The organism is Micromonospora sp. H61 (assembly GCF_018070325.1).
Taxonomy (GTDB): domain Bacteria; phylum Actinomycetota; class Actinomycetes; order Mycobacteriales; family Micromonosporaceae; genus Micromonospora; species Micromonospora salmantinae.
In genome coordinates, this window is record NZ_JAGPXY010000004.1 from 56188 (window position 1) to 70246 (window position 14059).

Consider the following 14059-nt stretch of genomic DNA (forward strand, 5'->3'; position numbering starts at 1 on the left):
CACAGTGGTGCGGTCTTTCCACTTACGTTGCCACCAACACCCACCCACGCCGCGGCTACGGCGTGGGTGGCCTGGCGCCGCCTCAGGCGAGGGCCAGGAAGAGCTTCTCCAGCTCCTCCTCGGTCATCTCCGGCTCCTCGCCACGTTCGCGCGCGGCGCCACAGTGCCGCATCCCCGAAGCAATGATCTTGAAACCCGCTCGGTCGATCGCCTTGGACACCGCGGCGAGTTGGGTCAGCGCCTCACGGCAGTCCTGACCGCTCTCCATCATCTCGATAACCGCGTTGAGCTGACCGCGGGCCCGCTTGAGCCTGGTCAGCGCATCCGACGTCATCTCCGGTCGAAGCTTCATCGACACCTCCTGCGTTCGACTATACCCCCGGGGGTATCAAGTCACCAGCGATGCCCCGATCGGCCAGCGTGCAACTGGCCACAGCCGTGCAAGGCCGACGAGCCCCGGCCAATCCCTGAAGGATCGGCCGGGGCTCGTCGGTGGTACCTGTCAGGCGAGATCGAACCGGTCGAGCTCCATGACCTTGGTCCAGGCGGCCACGAAGTCGGCCACGAACTTGTCGCGGGCGTCCTGGCTGGCGTAGACCTCGGCGAGGGCACGCAGCTGCGAGTTGGACCCGAAGATGAGGTCGACCGCGGTGGCGGTCCACTTCACCTCGTCGGTGGCCAGGTCGCGGATCTCGTACACGTGCTCGTCGGACTTCGACGCGCTCCACCGGGTGCCCGGGGAGAGCAGGTTGGCGAAGAAGTCGTTGGTGAGCACGCCCGGCCGGTCGGTGAGCACGCCGTGCTGGCTGCCGCCGACGTTGGCGCCGAGGGAGCGCAGACCGCCGATGAGGACGGTCATCTCGGGCGCGGTCAGGTTGAGCATGTAGGCACGGTCGACGAGCAGCACCTCCGGCTGGGTCTTCTCGCCGGCGCGCAGGTAGTTGCGGAAACCGTCGGCGCGCGGCTCGAGGACCCGGAAGGAGTCGGTGTCGGTCTGCTCCTGGGTCGCGTCGGTGCGGCCCGGCCGGAACGGCACTGTCACCTCGACGCCGGCGTCCCGCGCCGCCTTCTCGACGGCGGCCGAACCGGCCAGCACGATCAGGTCGGCCAGCGAGATGCTCGCCCCGCCGGCGGCGTTGAACTCCTGCTGGATGCCCTCAAGGGCGCTCAGCACGGCCGCCAGCTGCTCGGGCTGGTTGACCTCCCAGCTGCGCTGCGGCTCGAGACGGATGCGCGCCCCGTTGGCGCCACCGCGCTTGTCGGTGTGCCGGAAGCTCGCGGCGGAGGCCCAGGCGGTGGAGACCAGCTGGTCGATCGTGAGACCGGACTCCAGGACCTTTGCCTTGAGCGCGGTGATGTCGGCGTCGCCCACCAGCTCGTGGTCGACGGCCGGCACCGGGTCCTGCCAGAGCTGCGGCTCGGCCACCCACGGCCCGAGGAAGCGCTCGATCGGGCCCATGTCGCGGTGCAGCAGCTTGTACCACGCCTTGGCGAAGGCCAGCGCGAACTGGTCGGGGTTCTCCAGGAAGCGGCGGGAGATCTTCTCGTACGCCGGGTCGACGCGCAGCGACAGGTCGGTCGTGAGCATCGTCGGCCGGTGCTTCTTCGCCGGGTCGAAGGGATCCGGGATGATCGCCTCGGCGTCCTTGGCGACCCACTGCTTCGCGCCGCCGGGGCTGGTGGTGAGTTCCCACTCGTAGCCGAAGAGGATCTCGAAGAAGCGGTTGCTCCACTGCGTCGGCACGTCGGTCCACGTCACCTCGAGACCACTGGTGATCGTGTCGGCGCCCTTGCCGCTGCCGTGGGTGCTCAGCCAACCCAGGCCCTGCGCCTCCAGCGGAGCGCCCTCGGGCTCCGGGCCCACGTGGTTGTCGGCGACGCCGGCACCGTGGGTCTTACCGAAGGTGTGACCACCGGCGATGAGGGCGACGGTCTCCTCGTCGTTCATCGCCATCCGGCCGAAGGTCTCGCGGATGAAGTGCGCCGCCGCGGCCGGGTCCGCGTTACCGCGCGGGCCCTCCGGGTTGACGTAGATCAGCCCCATCTCGGTCGAGCCGACGCCGGCCGCCATCTCCTTCTCGGAGGCGTAGCGCTCGTCGCCCAGCCAGGTGTCCTCCGGGCCCCAGAAGATCTCCTCGGGCTCCCAGACGTCCTCGCGACCGAAGCCGAAGCCGAAGGTCTTGAAGCCCATCGACTCCAGGGCGACGTTGCCGGCGAGCACGAGCAGGTCGGCCCAGGAGATCTGCTGGCCGTACTTCTGCTTGACCGGCCAGAGCAGCCGGCGGGCCTTGTCCAGGTTGGCGTTGTCCGGCCAGCTGTTGAGCGGCGCGAACCGCTGCCCACCGTCGCCGGCGCCGCCGCGGCCGTCCTCGATGCGGTACGTGCCGGCGGCGTGCCAGCTCATCCGGATCATCAGGCCGCCGTAGTGGCCGAAGTCGGCCGGCCACCAGTCCTGCGAGGTGGTGAGCACCTCGACGATGTCGCGCTTGAGGGCCTCGACGTCGAGCTTCGCGAACTCCTTGGCGTAGCTGAAGTCCTCGCCCAGCGGGTTGCCCTTGGACGAGTGGGCGTGCAGCACCGACAGGTCGAGCTGGTTGGGCCACCAGTCCCGGTTGGTGCGCGGACGACCGCCGGTCTTCGGGGTCGGCGAGTCGATCGCCGGGTTCTCACTCTCGCTGCCGTGCGCGGTCACCGAGTCGTGCGCGACCGGGCAGCCGGCCGCTGCCTTCTGGTCCACGCCCTGCGCACTGACGGGGCCGTTGTCCTGGGTGTCGCTCATGTACTTCCTTCCGAGCTTGCGGATCTCTGGGGCGTGCGGTCGGTCGCGCAGTCGGGGCAGGTGCCCCAGTAGACGACCTCCGCCTCGTCGACCGTGAAACCGTGGTCGCCGGAGGCGGTGAGACAGGGGGCGTGACCGACGGCGCAGTCGACGTCGGCGATGGCGCCGCAGGAGCGGCACACGACATGGTGGTGGTTGTCAGCGATCCGGGACTCGTAGCGGGCGGTCGCCCCGGCCGGCTGGATGCGCCGCACCAGGCCGGCGTCGGTGAGCACGCGCAGCACGTCGTACACCGCCTGGTGCGAGACAGTGGGTTGATCCGCGCGGACCAGCGCGATCACCGCGTCGGTGCCGACGTGCGGGTGGTCGCGCAGCGCCGCGAGCACCGCCAACCGGGGCCGGGTCACGCGCAACGAGACGGCCCGCAGCTGCGCCTCGAAGTCGGACATCACGGGTACGAACATTAGCTCACTATTTTGGAACGAATCAAGTTTTGCGCCCCCCGAGGTACCCCAACGGCGGACGATTCACCCGAGGTTAACCTGCGGGAGGAAAAAAATCGGACAGCGATGTCGAGAAGTGCCGACCGGCTTCGTCCCCGCAGTGAACGTGACCACGATGGGTCGCAGCCAGCACCAAGGAGCATCACGATGGCCAAGTACCTGCTGCTCAAGCACTACCGGGGCACCCCGGCCACGGTGAACGACGTGCCGATGGACCAGTGGACGCCGGCGGAGATCTCGGCCCACATGCAGTACATGCGCGACTTCGCGGCCCGACTCGAGGGCACCGGCGAGTTCGTTGACGCCCAGGCACTCGCCCCGGAGGGGACGTTCGTCCGGTACGACGGCGAGGGCCGCCCGCCGGTCACCGACGGCCCGTTCGCCGAGACCAAGGATCTCATCGCCGGCTGGATGGTGATCGACGTCGACAGCCACGACCGGGCCGTCGAGCTGGCCGGGGAGCTGTCGGCCGCTCCCGGGGCGGGCGGGAAGCCGATCCACGAGTGGCTGGAGCTGCGCCCGTTCCTGAGCGAGCCCCCCACCATCACTGAGTGACGGTTCTGATGGACGAGACGCTGCTGCGCAGCCTCACGCCGAGCGTCCTCGGGATCCTCGTCCGCCGCGGAATCGACTTCGCGGCGGCCGAGGACGCCGTGCAGGACGCCCTGGTCGAGGCGGTCCGGGTCTGGCCGGCCGACCCACCGCGCGACCCGTTGGGCTGGCTGACCACTGTGGCGTGGCGACGGTTCCTCGACGCGGCCCGAGCCGACACCGCTCGCCGTCGGCGTGAGGATCTCGTCGACGAGGAACCGGCGCCAGGGCCCGCTCCCACGGTGGACGACACACTCCAGCTCTACTTCCTGTGCGCCCACCCGTCGCTGACGCCGTCGTCCGCTGTCGCGCTCACGCTGCGCGCCGTCGGTGGGCTGACCACCCGGCAGATCGCGAACGCCTACCTGGTGCCCGAGGCGACCATGGCGCAGCGCATCAGCCGGGCCAAGCGCACCGTCTCCGGGCTGCGATTCGACCGACCCGGCGACGTCGCCACCGTGCTGCGCGTCCTCTACCTGGTGTTCAACGAGGGCTACTCCGGCGACGTGGACCTCGCCGCCGAGGCCATCCGGCTCACCCGGCAGCTCGCGGCCGCGATCGACCACCCCGAGGTGGCGGGGCTGCTCGCCCTCATGCTGTTGCACCACGCCCGGCGCGCCGCCCGGACCGCGCCCGACGGCAGCCTGGTGCCGCTCGCCGAGCAGGACCGCAGCCGCTGGGACACCCGGTCGATCGCCGAGGGCGTCGAGATTCTGCAGGCCGCCCTGGCCCGCGACCAGCTCGGTGAGTTCCAGGCCCAGGCCGCCATCGCGGCGCTGCACGCGGACGCGCCGGCCGCCGCCGAGACCGACTGGGTGCAGATCGTGGAGTGGTACGACGAACTGGCGCGCCTGACCGGGAACCCGGTCGTCCGACTCAACCGCGCGGTGGCGGTCGGTGAGGCCGACGGCCCCCGGGCCGGCCTGAAGGCGCTCGCGGCGGTGGACGACGCGCTGCCCCGGTACACGGCGGTGGCGGCGTACCTGCACGAGCGCGACGGCGACCTGGCAACGGCGGCGCGGCTGTACGCCGAGGCTGCCCAGCAGGCCCCCAACCTCGCCGAACGCGACCACCTGACCCGCCAGGCCGCCCGACTCAACGCCCTGCTGCGTCGCTGACCCCTCGGGCAACGGGGGCGTCTACCCGCGCCGCTGGCCATGGCCGGGGCACCTGGTCCGGAAATACTCCGGAACTTTCGGCAACCCCCACCCCGACCGGTGTGCAGGTGTTGCGACGCCGCGGTGACCGCCCCGGACTCTGATCGACTACTGACCTGGACGGATGCCGCTCCGGTGACGACAGCGGTGTTGCCACCCTGTTTCCGAAAATTGTTGACAAGTAGACGGCTGGGTTAATACGGTCGCCATCGACGGCACTCGATTGTCGTCAGCACCAGCCACCACTACCCCCTTCTCCGATCGTCGTGCAGGACGACCGGCCCCACCACCACCGAGCGGTACGACGCCGTGGCCCTTACCCGACCACCGGCAGCCTGTCGAGGCGTACCGCGCCGCTGGCCCCCGCCAGCCGTCAGAGGAGGCAACAGTTCCATGACCGACACCAGCCACACCAAACCGAGAGGCCGCGGCCGCATGCGGCTGCTCCTGGGCGCCGCATGCGCCGCCGTCGTGGCCGTCGCCGGCACGATGACGGCCACCAACGCGTACGCCGAGGCCGACCGCACCCTCACGTCGAACCTCACCGGCACGCACAACGGGTACTACTTCTCGTTCTGGAAGGACAGCGGCAACGCCAGCATGACGCTGCGCGCCGACGGCCGATACACCAGCAGTTGGGACAGGAGCACCAACAACTGGGTCGGCGGCAAGGGTTGGGCCACCGGCAACCGACGGACGGTCACCTACTCGGGCAGCTACAACCCGGGCAACAACAACACCTACCTCGCCCTGTACGGATGGACGCGCAACCCGCTCATCGAGTACTACGTGGTGGAGAACTTCGGCACCTACAACCCGAGCAGCGGCGCGCAGCGGATGGGCACGGTCACCACCGACGGCGGCACCTACGACATCCTCCGCAGCCAGCGGGTCAACGCCCCGTCGATCGACGGCAACCAGACGTTCTACCAGTTCTGGAGCGTCCGCCAGCAGAAGCGCTCGAGTGGCACCATCACCACCGCCAACCACTTCGACGCCTGGGCCCGGGCCGGCCTGAACCTCGGCACCAACCACAGCTACCAGGTCATGGCCACCGAGGGTTACCAGAGCAGCGGAAGCTCCGACATCACCGTCCGGGAGGGCAGCGGCGGCGGTAACCCGACCACCCCGCCCCCCACCGGCAACCCGGGGACCGGAAACTGCAACGCGACGATCTCCGCCGGCCAGCAGTGGGGTGACCGTTTCAACCTCAATGTCGCGGTCAGCGGCACCAACAACTGGGTCGTCAGCCTCGGCCTCGGTGGCGGCCAGAGCATTCAGAACAGCTGGAACGCCGCCGTCAACGGCAACAGCGGCACCGTCACCGCGACGCCGAACGGCAACGGCAACAACTTCGGCGTAACGATCATGGCCAACGGCAACTGGAACTGGCCGACGATATCCTGTCGCACCAGTTGACCCCGATAGGTTCCTGACACATCGCACCTCTGGCGTGGCGGCCTCGGTCGCCACGCCAGACTGCGTCGCAGGCAACCCCCGTCCGCCTCGGCGTCCATGACGGCCTCGGGCCGACCCCGCTCGACCCGCCCTTTGCTCTGCACCCGCCGAGGCACCACCGGCCTACCGCTGAATGGCGCATCCGCGGGTGCAGAGCAAAGGGCGGACCTTGCGGCACGGCCCAGTTGCGAGAGCATGGCCGCTGCCGCCGTCCGCTACACCTGCGGCACCGTGGTCTCTGCTCCGGCCGTCGATTCCTCCGCCGACGGTTGCGAGGTTGGGTCCGCCGCTGGGTTCTCCGTCGTCCCCGAGGTCGGCGGCGCTGTCGTTCCGCCTGTCGGGGCTGCCGTCGGGGCTTTCGTCGGCTCCGCAGGAGCGCTCTCGGACGCGGTGGGACCGGGCGCATCCGTAGTGCCCCCACCGGACGGCGTCGACGGATCCACCGTCCCCTCGCCCGGGGTGGGCGTCGGGGTCGGAGAGCCGGGCGCCCGGACCGGCATGCCGGCAGAACTGCGGGTGACTGGTTCACCGCCGCCGACGCCGGGGCCCGGTTCCCGCTGGGGCGGCACCGTTGGCGACACCGCGGGCGGCACCACGGGAGGCGTCGACGGTCGCCCGGTCGGGCCGGGCATGATCCCGATGGGATCGACGAGCACCAGGACGGCAGCCGCGGCGGCAAACGATCCGAGAAGCACCGCGAGCGCTCTGGGCCCGGAAGTGACGGCCCGGCCCACCGTGCCGCCGAGGGCATACCGCCGGGCGGCCGTTACCTCGGTTCGCACCCCGACCTCGGTCGCCCCGGTCGCGGTGGACGGCAGGTGGTCAGACGGGGCCGCGAGCGTCTGCGCCGCCCTGGCCATGGCCGCTGCCGTCGGAAAGCGGTGGGCGGGCTCCTTGGCCATCGCGGTGGCGACCACACGCCGGACCTCCGGCGGAACGTCCTCGGGCAGCGGCGACGGTTCCTCTTCGAGATGCCGCAGCGCCACCGCGACGGCATTCTCGCCCTCGTGCGGTGGCCGACCGGCGAGGCAGTGGTAGACGACAGCCCCCAGCGCGTAAATGTCGATCGCCGGTGTGGTCTCGTTCTTCGCGACCTGCTCGGGCGCCATGTACAGGGCGGTGCCGACGATCTGGTTCGTTCCGGTCAGGCTCGTCGCTTCCCGCGTCACCGCAACACCGAAATCGACGAGTACGACGTGCCCGTCCGGCTCGATGATCAGATTGCTGGGTTTGACGTCCCGGTGCACGACACCGGCGTCATGCGCGGCCTGCAACGCACGGGCGGACTGCGCGGCGATGGACATCGTCTCGGCCACGTCCAGCCGGCCGACCTCGGCGATCCGCTCCGACAGGGGCTGCCCCTGCACGCATTCCATCACGATGTAGGCGAGGTCCAGCGCTCCGGACTGGGACACCTCACCGTAGTCGTAGACCTGAGCGACACCTGGGTGACGCAGGGCTGCCATGGCCCGCGCCTCGCGCCGGAACCGCTCGCCGAAGCCGCCGTCGGTAACCAACCGAGGTTGCAGCATCTTGATCGCCACGCAGCGGTCGAGGGTTTCGTCGACCGCCCGCCACACGTCACCCATTCCGCCGCTGGCGATGCTTTCGACCAGGCGGTAACGGTCTCCGACGACTTGCCCCACATTCGGCATAGCTTTCGGTACCCCGGACTCCTCGATCTCAAGCACAGCGAGGCTGGGCACCGCGCCGCGTCGGCGCACCGCACGAGAAACCCGCCCCGCCACTGCCGGCGGGGCGGGTTCGTCGGCCGTCTACGACCCGGTCAGCTGTTCAGCCTGGCAATCAGGGCGGTGGCCATGCCCTGCTCACCTCGGGCGTTGGGGTGGAACGGCGCGGCCGAGTTCTGCGGCACCAGACCCTCGACCCACCGGGTGCCGCTGCCCTTGCACGCGTCGCGGCCGATCGACGGGGTGTAGACGTCGGCGTAGGTGGCGCCATTGGCGCTCGCGACGCTGGCCAGCATCGCGTTGAGCGACTTCTCGACGCCACGCAGGTACGGCACGTCCTGGTAGGCGATCGGAACGACCGGCCAGCAGCCGTAACCGCTGTCCGGCAGGATCGCCGGATAGCCGAGCACCACGACCCGCGCGCCCGGTGCGGCCTGCCGGACCGCCTGGAGCACGGCGGTGATCTTCGGCGTGGCGGCGACGATCCGCGCCTGCAACTGGTCGACACCTCCGGCGGTGTACCGGTTCTTGCACGGAGATCCGAGCGGGCTGCTGACGCTCGCCTCCGCGCAGTCGCCGATGATGCCGGAGAAGCCGATGTCGTTGCCGCCGATCTGCACCGTCACCAGCGACGTGTTCGACGTGACCGCGTTGAGCTGCGGCGGCAACGTGATGCCCAGTTGACCGCTACCGCCATAGAGGATGTCGTCAGTGGTGGCGCCGGAGCAGCTCACGTCGGCGAACGACGACGAGCCGGCGGACGCCGCCACCAGGGACGGGTAGTTGCGGTTGGACCGCAGGCAGTTGAGGTCGACCTGGGTGGGGATCAGCGGACCTGCGGTGTACGAGTCGCCCAACGCGACGTAACGGCCGGTGGGCACGGCGGCGCTGGCGGGGGTGGCGACGGTGAGCAGCACGCCGGCGGTGGCGACGGCGAGTGCGGCCAACCGGGTGGCTGCCCGCAGGCGGGGCAGGCGGGGACGGGTCATGGCGCCTCCCAGGAGGGGATCAGGGTGGTGGTGCCCGAGATCCTGTCGCCGCCGACGTCAACCGTCAATATCGATAGACCTCACTAAATGCCCGTCCGAAGTGTGGGATACATCAGTGGCGATCAATCAAGCGGTGCGTAACCGACCGAAGTCGGTGCCGTGCCCGGCGCGTAGATCAGGCGAAGGACGCCGGTCGGGAACGTCTCCGACGCCACCAGTCGCAGGTGGTACGCCGCGTCGCCCTCGTCGAACAGCTTGCGACCCTTGCGCGCGGCCACCGGATGCACCAGCAGACGCAGCTCGTCGACCAGGCCGGCGGCGAGCAGTTGCTGCACCACGGAGATCGACCCGGGGATGAGGATTCCCCGGACGTCGGCATCGGCCTTGAGCGCGGTCACGGCGTCGATGAGGTCCCCGTCGATCAGCTCGGAGTTGCGCCAGGAGAACTCCAGCGGCTGGCGCGAGGCGACGACCTTGCGCATGTCGCCGAGTTGCTTGGCGAACGGTGCGTCGTCGCCACCGGCGGCCTCCCGGTCGGGCCAGGCCCCGGCGAAGCTGTCGTACGTCTCGCGGCCGATGAGCAGCACGTTGGCGGCGTCATAGTCCTCGGTGACGGCGCGGCCCATGTTCTCGTCGAAGTACGGGAAGTGCCAGTCAGGGTCGATCTCGGCCACACCGTCGGCCGAGATGAACAGCGTGGAGATGACCTTTGCCATCGCGGGGGCCCCTTCGAGTCGGGTGATGTCGGTAGGTCGACCGGCGCATCGTCCCAAACTCGTCAGCCACAGGCCGCCCCGCTGCTGCGTGTCGTATCCCGTCTTTGTCCGGGGCGGGCTCGGCGTGACGCCGAGCCCGCCCGTTACGGATCAGTCGAGCGTGATCAAACCGGGCGCTGCAGGGTCAGCAGACCCGGCCGGTACGGCAGGAGGCCGTAGTCGCCGCCGGAGTTGGGGGAACGACCTTGGTAGAGCAGTTGCAGGTTGCAGGGGTTGACGGTCATCGTCTGGTCGGCGTTGGTGCGCAGCAGCTCACCGTGGCTGATGTCGTTGGTCCAGGTGGCACCGCTGTTGGCCTTGCCGGCGAACGGGTTGCTCTCGCTGGTGGCCTGCGGCGTCCACGAGCCGCCCAGGCTGGTGGCCGTGAACGAGCGGAAGTAGCGTCCCTGCGAGCCGATCGCCTCGACGATCATGAGGTAACGGTTCTGGCCCTGGAGCTTGTAGACCTGAACGGCCTCGAACAGGTTGTTGGTGGTGTCGCTCATGATGGTCGTGTAGTTGGAGCCGAAGCTGCCGGGGAAGTTGCCGATCGGCATGCTGGCCCGGTAGATCTTGCCGTTGTCCCCGGCGAAGAACAGGTACATGTTCTGGTCGTCACCGATGAGAGCCTGGTCGATCGGGCCGGTGCCAGAACCGGTGATGCTTCCGCTGAACAGGGTCTGTGCCGCGGACCAGCCGTTCGGGTTGGTCGGGTTGGTCGAGGTCCGGTAGGAGAACGCGGGCCCACCCCACTGGTAGGCGAGCACCCAGATGTTCTTCGGCGCGAAGAAGAACAGCGACGGCGCGACGGTCGCGTTGTTCATCGCGTTCTGGCTGGCCGAGGCCATCTGCGAGTAGTTGGTGAAGAGGCCGAAGTTCATCGAGCCCCACCGGGTGCCGTTGTCGTGGGTGGTGGCGTAGACGAGTTGCTGGCCGTTGTAGGGGGCGACGGTGAAGTCCTTGAGCGACACCCAGCCGGACCTCGGGGTCGCCAACACCCCGGTGGAGGACCACCGGTACGTCGAGGGAAGGTTGCACGTCGGCGGCGGGTCGGTCGGCGGTGGGGTGGTCGGTGGCGGGGTGGTCGGCGGCGGGTCGGTCGGCGGCGGAGTCGTCGTGCCACCGGTGCAGGTGACACCGTTCAGGGCGAAGCTCGTCGGGTCGGGGTTGCTGCCCGTCCAGGACCCGTTGAACCCGAACGACACAGTGCCGTTGGCCGGGATCGCGCCGTTGTAGCTCACGTTCTTCGCGGTCACCGCCGACCCGCTCTGCGTCAGCGACGTGTTCCAGGCCTGCGTCACCGTCTGTCCGGCGCCGTACGACCAGGTCAACGTCCAACTGCTCAACGGGTCACCCAGGTTCGTGATCGCCACGTTGGCGCCGAAGCCGCCCTGCCACTGCGACGACACGGCGTAGTTCACCGAACAACCCTCGGCCGCGGCACCGGCCGGCAGCGCCGCGACAACTGTCGACGACACCAGTAAGCCGACGCCGGCCGCAACCAGACCGACATTGGTGGCTCTGGATCTGGTCATATAGCACCCTCCTCGCGGGACGGCGGCCTATACATTGGTGGTGGTCGCTGAGCGGTGACCGATTGTGAGCGTTAACAGGCCGCGTCAGGTATGTTACGGGAGCGCTCCCATGCACTCAACAGCATCTATCTCCCGTTCTCAGCTACGTCGACTTCGCCGGCGCGGCTGGCCCGCCAGCGACCTTCCTCAGACGACCGTGAGGGTGAGAACACCGAACTGGTTGCCCCGCTGCACGTAGTGCGGCAGATAGAGCTTCCACGTCACGCTCAGCTCGCGCCCGGCCCGCATCGAGGCCGGCACCTCGGCGACCATTTCGAACACGGCACTGCCGCCGGCGGGGATCTGCGGGAGCGCGCGGCAGTTCAGCCGGTACAGCTGGGCCGAGTTCACCGCGTCGTTTGTCGCGTCGCCGAGAGAGAACCGTTCCATCAGGTAGCCCGGGCAGGGGTCCAGCACGAGGGTGCCGTCGGTCGGGTTGCCCAGCCTCACCCGGAAGGTGAGCCGCGACCCGGCGACGGCGGTCGTCGGCCCCTGAACAGCGACGGTGAGCTTTTCGAGCGGCGACGACGGGGGCTTCGACACCGTCACCGGCTCGGTGAACCCGCTGGCGGACCGCGTCGACGTCCCAGTCCGCCCACCGCAGCAACCGCTGCATCCCGCCCGGCGACACATCACCGGCCTGCTCCGCGAGGGTCCAGCCGTTCTTCCGGCCCAGGCCCGACACCAGGCCGCACAGGTACTGGCGCACCCGCCGCCGCGGTTCCGACCGGCGAAATCGAGGCCCGATCCGGGCATGCAGGCTGTCCAACTCCCCGTGCCAACGATCAACATCAACGTCCGTCACAGGCACACCAACGAACCTGACCCGAAGGCGGTTAGCTACTGCCGTTGCCGCGCTAGCCAACTACGGGGCAGGCAGGTAGTCCTGCCTGCCCCGGCATGGCCCAGCCGTGCTGGCCGGGTTGCGGGCTAGCGCAGCGATCGGAACGTCTCGCGGACGTCTTCCGAAAGCAGCTGCGGCTGTTCCCACGCCGCGAAGTGGCCGCCCCTGTCGTGCTGGGCGTAGTGGACGAGGTTGGGGTACGCCTGCTCCGCCCAGCTCCGGGGCACCCGGTAGATCTCGTCGGCGAAGGTGCTCACGCCGACCGGGACCGTCACTCCCTTGACGGCGAAGAAAGGGAGTTTGCTCTCCCAGTACAGCCGCCCCGAGGACACCCCCGTGTTGGTGAGCCAGAAGAGCGTGATGTTGTCCAGGATGTCGTCGCGCGTGAGGTCGCTCGGATTTTTCAGACGCTTCTCCAGGACCTGCTGAACGATGCCGGGCTGACCGGCCCCGTCGCCGTGGTCGATCATGAAGGCGGCGAGGTCGATCGGTGAGTCGGCCAGCCCGTAGAGCGTCTGCGGGCGCGTCCCCATGATCAGCCCGTACGCCACGTGCGACCCAAAGAACTTGAGCAACTGCTCGTACGTGCTCGACTCCTCGTCGGAGAGACCGGACGGCGCCGGAGTGCCGACGAAGGACGCCACGAAGAGGTCCGGCGGAATCGCGCCGGCCATGTTGGTGTGGATGCCGATCAGCTCCGGCGGCGCCGGCTCGGCGGCCGCCGGGTCAGCGCGGCCGCCGGCCATCGCGTCAACGACGATCGCGCCCCAGTCACCGCCCTGCGCCACGAAGCGCGTGTACCCGAGCCGCTTCATGATCTCGACGTAGGCCTTCCCGATGTGCACGGGATCCCAGCCGGTCGTGGTCGGTTTGCCGGAGAACCCGTATCCGGGCATGGACGGGATCACGACGTGGAAGGCATCTGACGCGCTCGCGCCATGCGCCGTCGGATCTGTGAGCCGGCCGATGAGTTTCAGTTGCTCGATGATCGATCCTGGCCAGCCGTGGCAGACGACGATTGGTAGCGCGTCCTCGTGCTGCGAGCGAACGTGGATGAAGTGGATGTCCAGACCGTCGATCTCGGTGACGAAGTGGGGGAACTCCTTCAGCCGTGCCTCGCACTTGCGCCAGTCGTAATCATTCGCCCAGTAACGAGCGAGGTCCTGCATGAGCGCGAGCGGCACGCCCTGCGAATCATCATCAACGGTCTCCTTCTCAGGCCAGCGCGTGGCCTTGATGCGCGCGCGTAGGTCCTCAAGGTCCGCCTCGGAAACCTCTATCTTGAACGGCCGCACTTCTGCGCCGCCTGTTCGCGCTTGCGTCTTGCCAGCCACGCAGGCTCCCTCCCGCCTAGAATGCCCTTGAAGTCGCCGCCCGACCTTGTGTCAGGCCAGCGCCCCCATTTGCTCAGAGCGTAAGACGCGATCTCCTTGTCCGGAGCCATACGAGCAATCCGCCCGGCCTCGCGGGGAGTCCGGGCATCTCATAACGCAACGGCAGTAGGCGAATCGTCTTCGGGTCGGTCCGTTGGTTGCCTGTGACGGGCGCTGATGATGATCGTTGGCACGAGGAGTTGGACCGGTCGCATGCCCGGATCGGGCCTCGGGTTCGCCGGCCGCGCCGCCTGGTCGCGATGGCGCCGACGACACCAACACCATGCCCGAAACTGCCACTACCGACGACATGGCTACCCCTGACCAACTGCCGTGCAGTACTAG

General features: G+C 69.0%; 12 protein-coding genes and 1 pseudogene. 3 read left to right on the forward strand and 10 right to left on the reverse strand.

The annotated features are described in order from the left end of the window. Positions 1-82: 82 nt before the first annotated feature. The 3 genes from KBX08_RS04105 to KBX08_RS04115 form a co-directional block, all read right to left on the reverse strand. Positions 83-352, reverse strand: coding sequence for a metal-sensitive transcriptional regulator (locus KBX08_RS04105; protein WP_091406954.1), 270 nt, complete (start codon positions 350-352; stop codon positions 83-85). Positions 353-502: 150 nt separating this feature from the next. Continuing rightward, positions 503-2779 carry a catalase/peroxidase HPI gene (gene katG, locus KBX08_RS04110; protein WP_210781178.1) on the reverse strand — a complete coding sequence of 759 codons (2277 nt, stop codon included), beginning with the start codon at positions 2777-2779 and terminating at the stop codon, positions 503-505. Beyond that, a complete protein-coding gene (locus tag KBX08_RS04115; protein WP_307850440.1) occupies positions 2776-3231 on the reverse strand; it encodes a Fur family transcriptional regulator in 456 nt (151 codons plus the stop codon). Before KBX08_RS04115 ends, katG begins: the two co-directional genes overlap by 4 nt. A gap of 198 nt (positions 3232-3429) precedes the next feature. Between KBX08_RS04115 and KBX08_RS04120 the strand changes: the two genes are divergently transcribed. From KBX08_RS04120 to KBX08_RS04130, 3 genes are all read left to right on the forward strand, one after another. Further along, positions 3430-3837, forward strand: coding sequence for a YciI family protein (locus KBX08_RS04120; protein ID WP_210781180.1), 408 nt, complete (start codon positions 3430-3432; stop codon positions 3835-3837). A gap of 8 nt (positions 3838-3845) precedes the next feature. Continuing rightward, positions 3846-4991 carry an RNA polymerase sigma factor gene (locus tag KBX08_RS04125; protein WP_210781284.1) on the forward strand — a complete coding sequence of 382 codons (1146 nt, stop codon included), beginning with the start codon at positions 3846-3848 and terminating at the stop codon, positions 4989-4991. Positions 4992-5423: 432 nt separating this feature from the next. Beyond that, positions 5424-6449, forward strand: coding sequence for a glycoside hydrolase family 11 protein (locus KBX08_RS04130; RefSeq protein WP_210781182.1), 1026 nt, complete (start codon positions 5424-5426; stop codon positions 6447-6449). Positions 6450-6703: 254 nt separating this feature from the next. Here the strand turns inward: KBX08_RS04130 and KBX08_RS04135 are convergent, their stop codons facing one another. From KBX08_RS04135 to KBX08_RS04165, 7 genes and pseudogenes are all read right to left on the reverse strand, one after another. Then, positions 6704-8143, reverse strand: a complete 1440-nt coding sequence (locus tag KBX08_RS04135) for a protein kinase (RefSeq protein WP_210781183.1) — start codon at positions 8141-8143, stop codon at positions 6704-6706. A 131-nt stretch (positions 8144-8274) separates the two neighbouring features. Further along, positions 8275-9168 carry an SGNH/GDSL hydrolase family protein gene (locus KBX08_RS04140; protein WP_210781184.1) on the reverse strand — a complete coding sequence of 298 codons (894 nt, stop codon included), beginning with the start codon at positions 9166-9168 and terminating at the stop codon, positions 8275-8277. A 122-nt stretch (positions 9169-9290) separates the two neighbouring features. Further along, the gene (locus KBX08_RS04145; protein ID WP_210781186.1) at positions 9291-9884 is read right to left on the reverse strand and encodes a dihydrofolate reductase family protein; all 594 of its coding nucleotides are present in this window, start codon (positions 9882-9884) and stop codon (positions 9291-9293) included. A gap of 164 nt (positions 9885-10048) precedes the next feature. Further along, entirely contained in the window at positions 10049-11458 is a 1410-nt protein-coding gene (locus KBX08_RS04150; protein WP_210781187.1) for a non-reducing end alpha-L-arabinofuranosidase family hydrolase, read from the reverse strand. 186 nt (positions 11459-11644) lie between these two features. Then, positions 11645-12040: a hypothetical protein gene (locus KBX08_RS04155; RefSeq protein ID WP_210781290.1), complete on the reverse strand. Its 396-nt coding sequence runs from the start codon at positions 12038-12040 to the stop codon at positions 11645-11647. Between the two features lie 16 nt (positions 12041-12056). Next, positions 12057-12302 (reverse strand): annotated as a pseudogene (locus KBX08_RS04160) (IS701 family transposase); the annotation flags it as partial. A 125-nt stretch (positions 12303-12427) separates the two neighbouring features. After that, positions 12428-13675, reverse strand: coding sequence for an epoxide hydrolase family protein (locus KBX08_RS04165; RefSeq protein ID WP_210781188.1), 1248 nt, complete (start codon positions 13673-13675; stop codon positions 12428-12430). Positions 13676-14059 lie beyond the last annotated feature (384 nt).